Origin of the sequence: Pseudoxanthomonas sp. PXM03 (assembly GCF_014852005.1) — a bacterium.
GTDB lineage: Bacteria > Pseudomonadota > Gammaproteobacteria > Xanthomonadales > Xanthomonadaceae > Pseudoxanthomonas_A.
In genome coordinates, this window is sequence record NZ_JACVAU010000002.1 from 1,083,344 (window position 1) to 1,097,695 (window position 14,352).

The following is a 14,352-nucleotide window of genomic DNA, read 5'->3' on the forward strand; positions in this document are numbered from 1 at the left end:
CGATGCCCACCACCGGACGGACGCCGGTGATGCCGTGGGTGACGGCGGCGCTGGCTGCGTCGTCGGTGGCGTCGATGGGCCTGCACTGGGCAGGCATCGCGGGCCCCTGGATACCCGTCGCACTCGGAACAGGCGCAGCGGGGCTGGCCGCGGCCGTCGCCGCCGGGCTGCAGTCGCGCAGCGAAGCCCATCAGCGCGCCGGTGTGCAGGCGCGTGCGGCGATGGCCGAATCCGAGCGCGACAGCCTGCAACGCGACCTGCAGCGCCACGACCGGCTTGAACAGGAATTGATGCGCGCCAAGCAGGCCGCCGAATCCGCCGCGATGGCCAAGGGCGAATTCCTGGCCACGATGAGCCATGAAATCCGCACCCCGCTCAACGGCATCGTGCCGATGCTGGAGATGCTGTCGCGTGCACCGCTGGCACCGGACCAGCGCGAGATGCTGAGCACGGCCACCGCATCCTCGCACCAGCTGCTGCGCATCGTGGACGACATCCTCGACTACTCCAAGCTCGAGGCGAACAAGCTGGATCTGGAGATCACCGGATTCAACCTGCGCGAACTGCTCGACAGCGTGCTGCAGCTCATGTATCGCCCTGCGGAAAACAAGGGGCTGCGGCTGAGCCTGCAACTGGATCCTGCGGTGCGCCTGCCGGTCCGTGGCGACCCGGTGCGGTTGCGCCAGGTGCTCACCAACCTGGTCGGCAACGCGATCAAGTTCACCGATCGCGGCTCGGTCACGCTGGTGGTGCGACGGCTCGGCGAAACCGCCGCGCAGCATCTGCTGCGCTTCGAGGTGCGGGATACCGGCATCGGCATCGAAGAAGATGCACGCCATCGCCTGTTCCATTCCTTCAGCCAGGCTGATGCGTCCACCACCCGACTGTATGGCGGCACCGGGCTCGGCCTGGCGATCTGCCGGCGCATCGTCGACCTGATGGGCGGCCGCATCGACGTGGTCTCGGAGATCGGGCGCGGCTCCACGTTCTGGTTCGAAGTGCCGCTGATGAAGGTCATCGGCGATCTGCGCCAGCGCGACAACGGCGCGCTGGACCATGGGCGCGTGCTCATCGTCTCCCCCGATGCCCGGCTGCGGCAGCGACTCACGCTGCTGGCCACCAACTGGGGCATGCAACCGGTGGCGGTGGAAACCACGCAGGAAGCGCTGGACCGGCTGCGCCTGGTCAGCGAACAGGCGCAGCAGGATTATCTGGCCGTCCTCGCCGACATCGGCGGCATCCGCAGCACCGCCCTGGCGCTGCATCGCGCCATCGCGCGGCGCCCTTCACCGGATCCGCTGCGCCTGGTCTGGTTATACGGCGACGAGACCGTCCCGACCGAACTGCACCCGCGCAGCACCCTGTTGTCGCGGCAGTCACCGGATGCGGACCTCCGCGCAGCGCTGACCGGTGCGGCGCCGGAGCCTGACCAGGAAGCGGGTGCCGCCGCGATGGAAGAGATATTTCCGGAAGCCAGGACCACTGCTTTGCCGCTCGATCCCGCGCCGCCCAGCCTGGCCGAGGCACGTGAGGCGCAGACACCGGTCGCCCCTGCCGTTCATGAGGCGGAGACGCCCGCTGCGGGCCCGGAACCCGCCGTTGTCAGCGCCATGCGCACCGAGCCCCGCCTGCTGCTGGTGGAAGACAACCCGGTCAACCTGCTGGTGGCGCAGAAGCTGCTGTCGGCGCTCGGCTTCAACTGCGAGACCGCGGCCAATGGCGACATCGCCATCAAGCGCATGCAGGTGGAGCACTTCGATCTGATCCTGATGGACTGCCAGATGCCGGTCCTGGACGGCTACGCCGCGACGCGACGCTGGCGCGACCTGGAGGCGCAGCGCGCCGATGGCGCCCGCCTGCCCATCGTCGCGATGACCGCCAATGCGATGGCCGGGGACCGCCAGCGCTGCCTGGATGCCGGCATGGACGACTATCTCGCCAAGCCGGTGTCGCGCGAGCAACTGGAAAGCTGCCTGCACCGCTGGCTGCCGGATCGCATGAACTTCGTGCTGCGCAACGCCGCGCTCGTGCCCGCCGCGGAACCGGCACCGCCGGTCCCGGCCGTCGCCACCGCGCGCGCGCCGGCGCCGAGTTTCCCGGTGCTGGACCAGACCATGCTGGAAGAACTGCGCGAGATCGCCGGCGACGAAACCACGCGCATCATCACCATTTTCCTGGAAGACGCGCCGCGCCTGATCGGCACCTTGGAGAAGGCGGCTGCCGTGCCCGATCTGGATGCCATGCGCGATGCGGCGCATACGCTGAAATCATCCAGCGCCAACGTGGGCGCGATGGCGTTGTCGGCCGCCGCCAAGCGTGTGGAACTGGGCGCACGCGCCCGCAAGCTGGAGCGCCCGGCCGTGGCCGTCGCGCTGGTCATCGCCGAGTACGCGCGTGCACGCATGGCGCTGCAGGGCTACGCCGCGCAACAGCTCGGCAGGCCGCTGTTGCCGCCGGCAGCGGCGAACGGTCAGTCGTCGCCTTCGAGCTTGGTCAGCAGGTAATTCGGCTCGCCGATGCGGTCGATCACCGACAACTGCGTTTCCAGCCAGTCGATGTGTTCTTCCTCGGAATCGAGGATGTTGGCGAACAGCTGCCGGCTGACGTAGTCGGCCACCGATTCGCAATAGGCGATCGCTTCGCGCAGCGGCGGCAGCGCTTCCTGTTCCAGCGCCAGGTCGCACTCGAGGATCTCGCGCGGCGTTTCGCCGATGCGCAGTTTGCCCAGCGCCTGGAAGTTGGGCAGGCCATCGAGGAACAGGATGCGCTCCGACAGCTTGTCGGCATGCTTCATCTCGTCGATGGATTCCTTGTACTCGTGTTCGGCCAGTTCCTTGAAGCCCCAGTTCTTCAGCATCTTGGCGTGCAGGAAGTACTGATTGATGGCGGTCAGCTCGTTGTAGAGCGCCTTGTTGAGGTGTTCGATGACCTTGGCGTCGCCTTTCATGGCCATGCTCCGTGGGCGGAAGGACGGCAAAGGTTAGCCCGTGCACGCGCGCCGTGACGGAACGCGAATCGTGATCATTCTGGAAGGATGCCGCGCCGCCGACGGGCGGTCGCGTGGACGTCAGGCTGCGTGCGAGAGCGTCAGTATGGGGAACAGCGGCTCGCGCGATGCGGGTTGCGCGGCCTGAAGCACGTCCATCGCCATGTCCAGGCAGCTGCCGCAGTTGGCGCCCGCGCCCGTACGCATGGTCAGCTCGGCCACGGTGGTGCATCCCGCGGCGGCGGCTTCACGTATCTGGCGGTCGGTCACGCCGTTGCAGATGCAGACGTACACGGTGGCGGTAGCAGTGCGGCGGGCACGGGATGGCCCGCCACCATTTCACCCAAGATGAGAATGATTGTCAATTCTTGGCGGGCTCGCCCGTACCACCCCGTTTACGCGCCGGTCGGTCACGGCCACGCCAGCGGGATCCTTCCACCGAAGCCCGCGGGTCGGGCAGATGTGGCGGGATCGCCTGCGGGCCCGCGACGCCGCGGGCAAACGAGGCCAGGTGCCCCAGCGCGCTGGCGTACACGCGGCGCTTGAACATGACCACGTGCTCGAGCGGATACCAGAAATCCACCCAGCGCCAGTGGTCGAATTCCGGGCTCTCGGTCAGGTCCAGGCGGACGTGGGCTTCGTCGCCGACCAGGCGCAGCAGGAACCACACCTGTTTCTGGCCGATGCAGACCTGGCGTTCGTTGCGCCGGATGGCGCGGGGGGGCAGCCGATAGCGAAGCCACCCGGGCGTGACGCCCAGAACTTCCACATGTTCGGGCAACAGGCCGGTTTCTTCGCGCAACTCGCGGTACATGGCCTCGACCGGTGTCTCGTCCGTGTTCATGCCGCCTTGCGGGAACTGCCAGCCATCCCGGCGCACGCGTCGCGCCCAGAACACCCGGCCGTCCGGCCGCATCAACACGATGCCGACGTTGGGTCGGTAGCCGTCCGGATCGATCACGATGCGGACTCCATAAATCTACTGTGCCCGACTCTGCCACGCCCTGCCGCAGGCGACAAGCGCGGCGCCCCGGCTTGACAGGCAGGGGGTCGAAATGAAGAATACGCGGTTCACGCGGCTATGTAGCTCAGCCGGTTAGAGCACAGCACTCATAATGCTGGGGTCGGTGGTTCGAGTCCACCCATAGCCACCAGATTCCCCAACGGAATCAACGCGTTGAAACAAGCCCGCCGCGAGGTGGGTTTTTTGTTGGGCGTGATCTGGGACTGCAGGCCGGTGCGGCCCGGCATCAGGGTGGCTATGGGATGGACCCCAGCAACGTGAGGGCCATAGCCGGCGGTTGGTTGGCCCGGACCCCATCCGGCACGTAATACATGATCTGCGTTATTTCGCTGGTCAGCCGCTGATCCAGAAGTAGCTTCATGATGACCGGCGCCAATCATCCTCCCTTTCTCGCCATCATCGCGCTGACCACGTGCAGCAGCCGGTAGGTACGTCAGCCCCAGGCGGCGAAGACCTGGTCAAGGCACAGCTCCGCGGCCCGGACAGCGTCCGTTTCTATTGCCACTGGTGCGACCTGGACCGCTCGGACAGCCAGAAGGAGTTTCAATCTGAGCCGCGTGAAACACTAAGAAGGCAATCGCCATTCAGTGACGCCTTTAGAGAAAGATCGGCCTCACCAAGCTCGATCTTGTACATGCTCGCCTTCTCATGCTCAGCCGTAGCGTTGGCATGCGGACTTGGAGGCAGAAAGTATCTTTCCAATTTGAACTTACTACGCAAGCCGTCTGGTTTATAGCACTTCCCTTCGCTTAGCTTCAGGTAGAGAAAGCGAATTCCTCCATCGAGCGCAGGAGACACCCGGCACTCGATGAACTGGAGTTCGTAGCCGTCATCCGTTCCTATGCTGCCGGATCGGAATGCAATATTCAGCGAGTCACTACCATTAACTTGCCTGAAACTGGAGACTCCCAAGTCGCTAAAGAACCGATAGCTTGCAGGCCACTTCTGTGAAGCCATTCGTTCGATCAGATCCTCTAGCTGTAGCTGAACCTTCTCGCCACCAAAGTTCCTGGACAAGCACCCAAATGGCAACATTAGGAGGGTGCAGCCGATCATCAACACCGCCATTTTTTTCACCAGGCGTCCTCACCATGTTGGGCACGAGAAACGTGGAAGACCATTGCAGCGAAATATTGTAGTCCCCGCCTGTGTTGTTACCAGACACATTATTCCGACGCTCACGCGTCCAAGGGAACCGTCCGATCACACGTCCGACGGACTCCGGTGGCATTGAGGCGGGTGAACATCGCGACAGCGCGCGGGATGTCAGGGTTGGATGGGGGGCGATGCGCTGGCGGGCAGCACGATGGTTGCGCGCAGACCGCCTCCCTCGCGCTGGGAAAGCCGCAAGGTACCGCCCAGCGCCTGCGTGAGCTGCTGGGCGATGGCCAGTCCCAGGCCCGTGCCACCCGTGGAGCGGCCACGCGAAGGCTCGAGCCGGTGGAATGGCTTCAGCGCCGCCTCCAACTGGTCGGCAGGGATGCCAGGGCCACGGTCGAGCACATCGATGCAGGCACGCCCCTCGTCATCGACGCGCAGCTGCGTCTCCGCACTGCCGGCATGGTTCAGTGCGTTGTCGATCAGGTTCTGCAACACACGCCGCAGCACCTGCGGGTGCGTATCGCGTGATGCGAGCGTGCCGTGCAGCAGGTGCACCGGGCGACCCGCATCCTGGTAGTCGCCTGCGATGCTCTCCAGGAACGCCGTCAGGTCGAGACGGATCGCGGGCCCCAGTGCCACGCTCGCGCTGCGCGCATAGTCCAGGCCCTCGCGGACCAACTGGCTCACCTGGTCGATATCACCGAGGAGCTTGTCCTGCCCGGTGCCGGCTTCCATGGTTTCCACGCGCAGCCGCATGCGGGTGATCGGAGTCTGCAGGTCATGCGAGATGGCGGCCAGGATCTGCGTCCGTTCGGTGACGTGCGCCGCCACGCGCGCCTGCAGCGCATTCAACGCCTGTGCCGCCTGCGCGACTTCCCAGGGCCCGTCCTGCGGAAGGGGAATGTTGTTCCCTGCAGGATCCATGCGTTCGGCGGCACGGGCGAGCCTGGCGAGCGGACGAGTCGCCAGGCGCACGGCAACGCCCACGCACAGCAACAGCAACACCACCTGGGCGGCGAGCACCCAGGGCAACCATGTCGCCACCGGCATGGGCGCCGGTGTGACCTCGATGGTCAGCGGCTGCCCGTCGCCCAGCGTCAGCTCCACCTCGTAGCGCTCGGGCGTGGTGGAAACGGCGCGCGGTCGCAGCGCGTAACGCTGGTCCAGCGCATCGTCGATCAGTCCCGTCACCTGGCGGGAGCGCTCCGTGGACAGCGGCGCGCCGGCATGGGCGGGCCGCAGGAGATAACGGTAGGTCCGTCGCTCCAGGCGGGGTGTCCATGCAGCACGCTGGTCGGCAGGGAGATGTTCGAGCAGTGCCACGCTGACGGGTACGTCTTCATACAGGTTCCTGAGCATCATCGAACGCGTGGCGTCCATGCGTTCTCCGAACAGCAGCGCGAACGACAGCGCATGCGCCAGCAGCAGGCCCGCGCCGAGGATGAGGATCAAGCGCGCGCGCAGGGTGCGCGGCAGCCAGCGCGACGACCGGAAGGCGTCAGGGGTCATGCGTCCCCGCTTTCGAGCACCACGGGCTGACTGAAAACGTAGCCTTCACTGCGTACCGTCTTGATGTAGGTCTGTTCGCGCGCACCATCCCCCAGCCGTTGTCTCAGCCGGCTGACCAGCAGGTCGATGGAGCGATCGAAGACCTCGGCATCCCGTCCCTGCGTGAGGTTCAGCAGCTGATCGCGGCTGAGTACGCGCTGCGGGTGGTCGATGAAGACGCGCAGGAGCCTGAACTCCGCGCCGCTCAGCGGATATGCCGTGCCCTGCCCGTCCAGCAGGTGCCGTGCGGCGGTGTCGAGGCGCCAGTCGCCGAAGCGGATCCACCGGCTGGCCTCGGAGACCTGGAGATTCGGCGGCAACATGCGCGCGCGCCGGATCACGGCGTTGATGCGTGCGAGCAGCTCGCGCGATGAGAACGGTTTGGTGACGTAATCATCCGCCCCCATCTCCAGCCCGATGATCCGGTCCGTTTCATCATCGCGCGCCGTCAGCAGCACGATTGGCACGGCGCGGTGCTTGCCGGCACGCAGGTTCCTGCACAGCGCGAGACCGTCTTCGCCGGGCATCATCACATCCAGCACGACCAGGTCGACGTCGCTGGTATCCAGCGTGGCCCGCATCTCGCGACCGTCCGCCGCCAGGCTGACGCGCAGGCCATTGCGCCGCAGGTAGTCACCGACCATCTGGCGGATGTCGCGATCGTCGTCGACGACGAGGACGTGATCGGTGTGGGACGACATGCGTGGGGCTCCGGGACCAGGGCGACGGGATGATCCGCCTTTCGCGACGGATGGTAGCGCCTGCGGGTGGCCGGACAGAGCCCCGGCGGCGCCGGCTTTGTATCGGACTGTATCAACCGGATCTTTCGCGGCTTTGGGTGACAAATCGGCGGGCCGCGCGACACGTGGTGGACAAGCGGAAGGCGCGCAATGCGCCCATCGCCGGCGGAGCTCCCGCGGGCACCACCCGAGAGACACGACATGCACGCTTCAGACGCTTCTTCACCCAAGGCCGCACTGGTATTCGGCGGCTCCCGCGGCATTGGTGCCGCCATTGCCCGCCGCCTGGCCCGCGAGGGCCACGCCGTCGCGCTGACCTACGCCGCGCGTGCCGACAAGGCGGCGGAAGTCGTGGCCGCGATCCAGGCGGAAGGCGGCCAGGCCATCGCCCTGCAAGCGGATGCCGCGGACCATCACGCGATCACGGCGGCGGTGGCGGATGCCGAGGCCCGGCTCGGCGCGTTGCAGGTAGCGGTCGTCAATGCCGGCATCTACGAAGGCAGTCCGCTGGACCGGTTCCCGCTTGAGACGCTCGACCGGATGTTGGCGGTGAACGTCCGCGGCGTCTTTCTGGCGATCCAGGCATCCGCGACGAAGATGGCCGATGGCGGCCGCATCATCACGATCGGCAGCAACACCGCGCAGCGCAGCGGATCGGTGGGCAGCAGCGTCTATGCGATGACCAAATCCGCCGTGGCCACGCTGGTGCGGGAAGTGGCGCTGGACCTGGCGCCGCGCCGGATCACGATCAACAACATCCAGCCCGGTCCCATCGATACCGACATCACGGCCGGTTTTCTCGAACACCTGATCCAGCGCAATCCGCTGAAACGCGTGGGTCGTCCGGAAGAGGTCGCATCGCTCGCCGCGTATCTCGCCAGCGATGACGCCGGCTACATGACCGGAGCCAGCCTGACGATGGATGGCGGCTACGCCATCTGACCCACGCGCGCAGCGCCCCCCCTTTCCTCGACCACTCCCTGGAGGATCCACCATGTCCACGTCCATCCCCTCGCTGCCTACATTTTCCCGTCGCGTCACGCGCCTGCTTCCCTGGCTTCTGGCATCGGGGCTGCTGCTGAGCGGCATCGCCCACGCCGCGCCGCCGACCCGAGCCCCCATGTCGACGCCGCCGTCCGCGCTGGTTGCCAACAAACAGGTGGATGCAGGCGATCTGCGCATCGGCTACGCGGAGCTCGGGCCCGCGAAGGGCGAGCCCGTCATCCTTCTGCACGGTTGGCCGTACGACATCAACAGCTATGCCGAAGTCGCGCCCCGGTTGGCCGAGCGTGGCTATCGCGTGATCGTGCCGCACCTGCGCGGATACGGCACCACCACCTTCCTTTCTCCGGATACGCCGCGCAATGGACAACCCGCCGCGCTCGCTTCGGACGTGATCGCGTTGATGGACGCATTGAAGATCCGGCGTGCCACGCTGGCAGGCTACGACTGGGGTGCGCGCTCGGCGGACATCGTCGCAGCCGTATGGCCGGAACGGGTCAAGGCGCTGGTCTCGGTAAGCGGCTACCTGATCGGCAGCCAGGAAGCGAACCGCAAGCCTCTCCCGCCGTCGGCCGAGTTGCAGTGGTGGTACCAGTTCTACTTCGCGACCGAACGCGGCCAGGCGGGCTACCGCCAGTACACACACGACTTCGCGAGGAAGATCTGGGAACTGGCCTCGCCACAGTGGAAGTTCGATGACGCGACGTTCGCCCGCAGCGCCGTCGCGCTGGACAACCCGGACCACGTGGCCATCGTGATCCACAACTATCGCTGGCGCCTGAGCCTTGCCGAAGGCGAGGCGAAATACGCCGCGCTGGAGCAGCGCCTGGCCCAGGCCCCAGTCATCAGCGTGCCGACGATCACCATCGAAGGCGATGCGAATGGCGCACCGCATCCGAAGCCGGATACCTACGCGACCCGCTTCGTCGGCAAGTACGAGCACCGCACGTTCACCGGGGGCATCGGCCACAACCCCCCGCAGGAAGCGCCCGCCGAATTCGTGCAGGCGGTCGTCGACGCCACGCGCCTGTAAACGGAAGGGACGTCCCCATGCTCGACTATGTCCTGGCCGCGATCGCCGGCATGGCCACCATCCTGTCGCCCTGCATCCTGCCTGTATTGCCGATCGTGCTCGCCACGGGAGCGGGCCGCGACCGTACCGCGCCCGTCTGGATCATCGCCGGTTTCGTCGCGACATTTGCCGCCAGCGGCATCCTGCTGGGAGTGCTGGCGGCATCGTCGGGCGAGCTGCAGGCCAGCATCCGCACCGGCTCCATCCTCGTGCTGTTGCTGGCCGGCCTGGCCTGTTTCTGGCCGGCACCGTTCGAGCGCGCCGTCACGTGGGTGCAAGCGCAGTGGCGACAGGTAAAGCCACACGGCATCGCCTTGCCGCAGGTGGGCGGCCGTCCCGGCGCGCTGCTCGTCGGCGCTTCGCTGGGGCTGGCGTGGACACCCTGCGCCGGCCCGGTACTGGCGTCCGTGCTCGCGCTGGCCGCCAGTTCGCAGGCGCCGGCCAAGGCCAGCGCGCTGCTCGGGCTGTATGCCCTGGGCGCTGGCGTTCCGATGCTCGCGATCGCCTATGGCGGACGCTGGATCAGCACACGGCTGCCGTTCCTGCAACGCCATGCCGACCTGCTGCGCACAGGCTTTGGCGCGATCGCCGTCGCTGTCGCCGTGCTGCAACTGCTCCAGTACGACGTGTTCGTCTCCGCCTGGGCCACGCAGTGGCTCCCTCCCCTCTCGCAAGGACTCTGATCCCATGAAGAAGCTCTCATCGCTCACCACCCTGCTGGCCGCATGCCTGTTCGCCGTAGCGTGCTCTCCCGCCGTGCAGGCCGATCCCGTCCAGCCCACGCTCGCCGCGCCCGCGCCGATGGCGCCCGATTTCACCGGCATCGACAACTGGGTGAACTCGCCGCCACTGAGCCTGCGCGACCTGCGTGGCAAGGTGGTGCTGGTCGAGTTCTGGACCTACTCCTGCATCAACTGCGTCCGCGTGATGCCGCATGTCAAACAGTGGCATGCCAAGTACCGGGACCAGGGGCTCGTGGTCATCGGCGTGCACACGCCGGAATACGGCTACGAGAAGAAGCTGGGCAACGTCCGGGCAGCGGTACAGCGATTCGGAATCACGTACCCGGTGGCGCAGGACAACGGGTATGAAACCTGGAATGCCTATGGCAACCGCTACTGGCCGGCCATGTACCTGATCGACCAGCAGGGTCGCATCGTCTACCGGCATTTCGGCGAAGGGCAGTACCAGGAAACCGAAGCGAGGATCCGCTCGCTGCTGGGTACCGGGAAGACGGCGCGATAGCGGGTGGCCGATGCAGGCCGCGGACGCGGTCCTGCATCGGCCATGACCGGATGCGTGTGCCGCAGGGACAACGACGGCCAACGTGGCAGTGGAGGATTCAACGCGGCGCGGTTTCCCGCGCGCGACGCTCTGTCACCAGCTCTCCGCCATGCCCCCAGTTGTCGGTATCGATCTCGTCTATGACGATATGGGTCAGGTCGGGTTGCTTGCCGAGCACGCGCTCCAGCGTGTCGGTGATCTCGCGCACCAGTTGGCGCTTCTGCGCCTGCGATGTGCCATCGCGGGTAATGCGGACATGGACGAAAGGCATGGCTGTTCTCCTGTGGGAATCATGGGGCCGCGCGAAGCAGCCCCGTCCGGATCACCAACGGCCGGCGGACATGCCGCCATCGACCGGCAGCACGACGCCGGTGGTGAAGGTGGCATCGCCCAGATACAGCACGGCCTCGGCGACTTCCTCGACCGTGCCGATGCGCCCGGCCGGCTGCAGTCCCTTCAGGAAATCGTGCATCTCGGGGGCGTAGAGGGGCGTATCGATGATGCCGGGCGCCACCGCATTGACCTGGATGTTGTGCGGCGCCAGTTCCAGCGCCAGCGCGCGCGTGGCCTGGTTGATGCCACCCTTGATCAGTACCGGCAGGACCGCCGGCACCGATTGCAGCGGCTGCCCGGCAATGCTGGCGGTGATGTTGATGATGTGGCCGGCGCGACGTTCGCGCATGTGTGCCGCTGCGGCCTGGGCCATGAAGAAAAAGCCCTTCAGGTTGGTATCGACCAGCGCCTGCACATCATCGGGCGCGTACTCGGTGAACGGTCGGGCGATGAAGATGCCGGCGTTGTTCACCAGGATGTCGACCTGGCCGAAGCGTTCGATGGCGGCGTCGACCAGGCGGCGGGCGGTATCGGGGGCGGCGATGTCGCCCGGCACCAGCAGCAGACGGGCGGGCTGGCCGAGCTCGGCGGCGGCAGCCTGCAGGCGATCGAGCGTGCGTGCGTTGGCGACGACGTTGTCGCCGCGCTGCAGGTAGGCGCGGGCAATGGCGAAGCCGATGCCGCTGGAAGCGCCGGTGACGATGACGGTCTTGGTACTCATGGGATTCCTCGGATGGTGGGGTGCCTTTTCGGCGTGACGGCACTCTATTCCCGCCCCATGCGGCGATAAATCAGCAAGAATGCATTTCACCTGTTACCCGGTGTAAGCAATGCAGCGACGATTCGACGACATCCTGGTCGGCAGCCTGGAACTGTTCTGCCTGGCCGCCGAAACCGGCGGATTCACCAGCGCGGCTACTGCTGCCGGCGTCACCCCAGCGGCGGTCAGCCGCTCCGTGGCGCGCCTGGAAGAACGGCTGGGCGTGCGCCTGTTCGTCCGGACCACCCGCAGCATCCGGCTGACCGATGCCGGGCGCGCGTATCTGGTGCACTGCCGCCAGGCGCTGGACCAGTTGGCGGAAGCCGACCGCGAAGCCTCCGGCGAGCAATCCGAACCTGTCGGCCGCCTCCGCATCAGTGTGCCGACCACCTATGGACACTATCGCCTGCTGCCTCTGCTCGCCGAATTCCACCGCCGTCATCCGCGCATCCAGGCCGACGTGCACATCGGCAATCGCAATATCGACTTCACCGCCGAGGGGTTCGACCTCGCGGTGCGCGTACGCAAGCCGCCCGAGTCGGGCCTGGTCGCCCGCCATCTGGAAGATGCCGAGCTGGTGCTGGTCGCTTCGCCGGACTATCTGCAACGGCGTGGCGTGCCGGAGCGGCTGGGCGATCTGGCCGGACACGACTGCATCCAGTTCGAGCTGCCCAGCACCGGACGACGCATCCCATGGCTGTTCAAGGACGGCGCCACCGAGATCGAGGTGGAGACGGACGGCCCGTTCCTGCTTTCGGAGGACGTGCTGGGTGGCGTCTCGCTGGCATGCAACGGCGCCGGCGTGTTCCAGGCCTATCGCTTCACGGTCGAACGCGAGATCGCGCAGGGTCGCCTGCAGGAACTGCTACCCCGCCACGGGGGGCGCAGCCGTCCTTTCAACCTGCTGTATCCGCACGGCCGGCACATGCCGCTGCGCGTGCGGGCCTTCATCGATTTCCTGCTCGAGTCACTGCGCGCCGGCCCGCACCTGGCTGGTTAGCTGCGGCGACACGCGGGACGCAGGCCGGTTCGTCGCGGCCTGTAAGCGAAGCGGGCGCGGACAACTACGCTTACAAAAGTGCCGGTGCGCGGACACAGCCGGGATACGCGAGCGGGGTGAAATGGCCTCCCATCTACCGGAGGCCCACCATGAAGACCACGAAGCACATCCTGATGACCGCCATGCTGGCGGCGCTCGCCGGCACCGCACTGTGGGCGGCAAGCGCCCAGCCCGCAGGCATCGCTCGACACGAGGCGCTGCGACATGACCTGGACGTTCCCGGACAGGAAGCGGTGCAGGTCCGCGTCGACTTCGCACCGGGCGCCGCTTTCGGCATGCACACGCACCCTGGCATCGAAGTCGCCTATGTACTGGAAGGCACGCTCGAGTACACGTTCGAGGACAAGCCGCCGGTCACCCTGAAAGCCGGACAGTCCCTCTTCATCCCGGCCGGCATGCCGCACGCGGCACACAACCCCGGCCAGACCGGCGCAGCGGAACTGGCGACGTACCTGGTCGAAAAGGGCAAGCCGATCGTCGCCCTGCGCAACCAGGCGCGCTGAGCGCAGCAAGCCGAAGCGCCCCATCAACGCGTATCGGAACCCGCCCCATGAACACCGCACTGAAACGCAAAATCGCCTTTGCCCTTTCGATGGGCGTCGTCACCACCGGCATCATTTCCTTCGCGCTGCTCGCCCTCAACCTGGGCTTCCCGCGGGGATTCGTGTCCCTGTGGCTGCGCTCCTGGGGCATCGGCTACCTCATCGTGATCCCCGCGATTCTGCTGATCGGGCCGCGCCTGCAGGCACGCATCGATCGGCTGATCACGTGACCGGACTGGCGCGAAGGCACGACGCGCATCCGGAATCGGGATCCGCTCCAGCACGCACGACATCTCCGTTGCCGGGCAGGCGCCACGCCCGACGACGCTCCCTCCATGGCGCACCTCTCCCCAACATCCCAGGTATCTCCATGATCAACAAGATTGAAAACGTCGTTTACACCGGCAAGACCCGTACCACCGGTGGGCGCAAAGGCGCCGCACGAAGCGATGACGGCCGCCTGGCCATCGAACTTTCGCCGCCGGGCAGCAACGGCCCCGGCACCAATCCCGAACAACTTTTCGGTGCGGGTTGGTCGGCCTGCTTCCTCGGCGCGATCGGCAAGGCCGCGCAGGCGGCGAAGATCGCGCTGCCCGCCGACGCCGCAGTGGAGGCCGAAGTGGATCTCGGCCTGACCGGTGACGCGTACTTCCTTGCGGCGCGCCTCAACGTCAGCCTGCCCGGCGTGGATCGCGATGTCGCCCGCTCGCTGGTGGAGACCGCGCACCAGATCTGCCCGTACTCCAAGGCATCGCGCGGCAACATCGATGTCGAGATCAACCTGGCCTGACCTGCCCGCCGCGGCGCCCGCACACCGGGTGCCGCGGCCTCGAACTCCTGAGGCATGGCGTGGATTCCCAGGACAACGGCGTCGCGGTGATTGCGGGCGCATCGCCCAAC

Annotated in this window: 17 protein-coding genes and 1 tRNA gene; 10 read left to right on the forward strand and 8 right to left on the reverse strand. The window is 66.6% G+C overall.

The window, feature by feature from the left end; translation table 11 throughout:
- The first annotated feature begins 2 nt into the window (after positions 1 to 2).
- Positions 3 to 2,504 (forward strand): hybrid sensor histidine kinase/response regulator, encoded by a 2,502-nt coding sequence (locus IB223_RS13940; RefSeq protein ID WP_225591039.1) that lies wholly within the window; start codon positions 3 to 5, stop codon positions 2,502 to 2,504.
- On the opposite strand, the gene bfr is transcribed toward IB223_RS13940, so the two are convergent.
- The 3 genes from bfr to IB223_RS13955 all read right to left on the reverse strand — a co-directional run bounded on the left by bfr (position 2,471) and on the right by IB223_RS13955 (position 3,947).
- Complete coding sequence (gene bfr, locus IB223_RS13945; protein WP_192202294.1) at positions 2,471 to 2,947, reverse strand: bacterioferritin; 477 nt, start codon at positions 2,945 to 2,947, stop codon at positions 2,471 to 2,473. The genes IB223_RS13940 and bfr overlap by 34 nt on opposite strands.
- A gap of 120 nt (positions 2,948 to 3,067) precedes the next feature.
- Positions 3,068 to 3,280, reverse strand: a complete 213-nt coding sequence (locus IB223_RS13950; RefSeq protein WP_192202295.1) for a (2Fe-2S)-binding protein — start codon at positions 3,278 to 3,280, stop codon at positions 3,068 to 3,070.
- Between the two features lie 67 nt (positions 3,281 to 3,347).
- A complete protein-coding gene (locus IB223_RS13955; RefSeq protein WP_192202296.1) occupies positions 3,348 to 3,947 on the reverse strand; it encodes an RNA pyrophosphohydrolase in 600 nt (199 codons plus the stop codon).
- 116 nt (positions 3,948 to 4,063) lie between these two features.
- Between IB223_RS13955 and IB223_RS13960 the strand changes: the two genes are divergently transcribed.
- Positions 4,064 to 4,140 (forward strand) — tRNA-Met (locus IB223_RS13960).
- 413 nt (positions 4,141 to 4,553) lie between these two features.
- On the opposite strand, the gene IB223_RS13965 is transcribed toward IB223_RS13960, so the two are convergent.
- The 3 genes from IB223_RS13965 to IB223_RS13975 all read right to left on the reverse strand — a co-directional run bounded on the left by IB223_RS13965 (position 4,554) and on the right by IB223_RS13975 (position 7,360).
- Entirely contained in the window at positions 4,554 to 5,087 is a 534-nt protein-coding gene (locus IB223_RS13965) for a hypothetical protein (RefSeq protein WP_192202297.1), read from the reverse strand.
- A 189-nt stretch (positions 5,088 to 5,276) separates the two neighbouring features.
- Positions 5,277 to 6,620, reverse strand: coding sequence for a HAMP domain-containing sensor histidine kinase (locus IB223_RS13970; protein ID WP_192202298.1), 1,344 nt, complete (start codon positions 6,618 to 6,620; stop codon positions 5,277 to 5,279).
- Positions 6,617 to 7,360 carry a response regulator transcription factor gene (locus IB223_RS13975; RefSeq protein WP_192202299.1) on the reverse strand — a complete coding sequence of 248 codons (744 nt, stop codon included), beginning with the start codon at positions 7,358 to 7,360 and terminating at the stop codon, positions 6,617 to 6,619. The genes IB223_RS13970 and IB223_RS13975 overlap by 4 nt, the downstream gene beginning before the upstream one ends.
- A 240-nt stretch (positions 7,361 to 7,600) precedes the next feature.
- Between IB223_RS13975 and IB223_RS13980 the strand changes: the two genes are divergently transcribed.
- Genes IB223_RS13980 through IB223_RS13995 form a run of 4 tightly spaced genes read left to right on the forward strand, consistent with a single transcriptional unit; the run spans position 7,601 to position 10,718 of the window.
- Positions 7,601 to 8,341, forward strand: coding sequence for an SDR family oxidoreductase (locus tag IB223_RS13980; protein WP_192202300.1), 741 nt, complete (start codon positions 7,601 to 7,603; stop codon positions 8,339 to 8,341).
- Positions 8,342 to 8,393: 52 nt separating this feature from the next.
- Complete coding sequence (locus IB223_RS13985; protein ID WP_192202301.1) at positions 8,394 to 9,434, forward strand: alpha/beta hydrolase; 1,041 nt, start codon at positions 8,394 to 8,396, stop codon at positions 9,432 to 9,434.
- Positions 9,435 to 9,451: 17 nt separating this feature from the next.
- Complete coding sequence (locus IB223_RS13990; RefSeq protein ID WP_192202302.1) at positions 9,452 to 10,156, forward strand: cytochrome c biogenesis CcdA family protein; 705 nt, start codon at positions 9,452 to 9,454, stop codon at positions 10,154 to 10,156.
- A gap of 4 nt (positions 10,157 to 10,160) precedes the next feature.
- On the forward strand, positions 10,161 to 10,718 hold the full coding sequence (locus IB223_RS13995) for a thioredoxin family protein (RefSeq protein WP_192202303.1): 558 nt from the start codon (positions 10,161 to 10,163) through the stop codon (positions 10,716 to 10,718).
- 97 nt (positions 10,719 to 10,815) lie between these two features.
- Here IB223_RS13995 and IB223_RS14000 read toward each other — a convergent pair whose 3' ends face one another.
- Positions 10,816 to 11,028, reverse strand: coding sequence for a 4-oxalocrotonate tautomerase family protein (locus IB223_RS14000; RefSeq protein WP_192202304.1), 213 nt, complete (start codon positions 11,026 to 11,028; stop codon positions 10,816 to 10,818).
- Between the two features lie 51 nt (positions 11,029 to 11,079).
- On the reverse strand, positions 11,080 to 11,811 hold the full coding sequence (locus tag IB223_RS14005) for an SDR family oxidoreductase (protein ID WP_192202305.1): 732 nt from the start codon (positions 11,809 to 11,811) through the stop codon (positions 11,080 to 11,082).
- A 109-nt stretch (positions 11,812 to 11,920) separates the two neighbouring features.
- Here IB223_RS14005 and IB223_RS14010 point away from each other — a divergent pair, with 109 nt between their 5' ends.
- The 4 genes from IB223_RS14010 to IB223_RS14025 all read left to right on the forward strand — a co-directional run bounded on the left by IB223_RS14010 (position 11,921) and on the right by IB223_RS14025 (position 14,242).
- On the forward strand, positions 11,921 to 12,850 hold the full coding sequence (locus IB223_RS14010; RefSeq protein WP_192202306.1) for a LysR family transcriptional regulator: 930 nt from the start codon (positions 11,921 to 11,923) through the stop codon (positions 12,848 to 12,850).
- Positions 12,851 to 12,999: 149 nt separating this feature from the next.
- Positions 13,000 to 13,413, forward strand: coding sequence for a cupin domain-containing protein (locus IB223_RS14015; RefSeq protein WP_192202307.1), 414 nt, complete (start codon positions 13,000 to 13,002; stop codon positions 13,411 to 13,413).
- A gap of 47 nt (positions 13,414 to 13,460) precedes the next feature.
- Complete coding sequence (locus tag IB223_RS14020; protein WP_192202308.1) at positions 13,461 to 13,682, forward strand: DUF2798 domain-containing protein; 222 nt, start codon at positions 13,461 to 13,463, stop codon at positions 13,680 to 13,682.
- 140 nt (positions 13,683 to 13,822) lie between these two features.
- Positions 13,823 to 14,242 (forward strand): organic hydroperoxide resistance protein, encoded by a 420-nt coding sequence (locus IB223_RS14025; RefSeq protein WP_192202309.1) that lies wholly within the window; start codon positions 13,823 to 13,825, stop codon positions 14,240 to 14,242.
- Positions 14,243 to 14,352 lie beyond the last annotated feature (110 nt).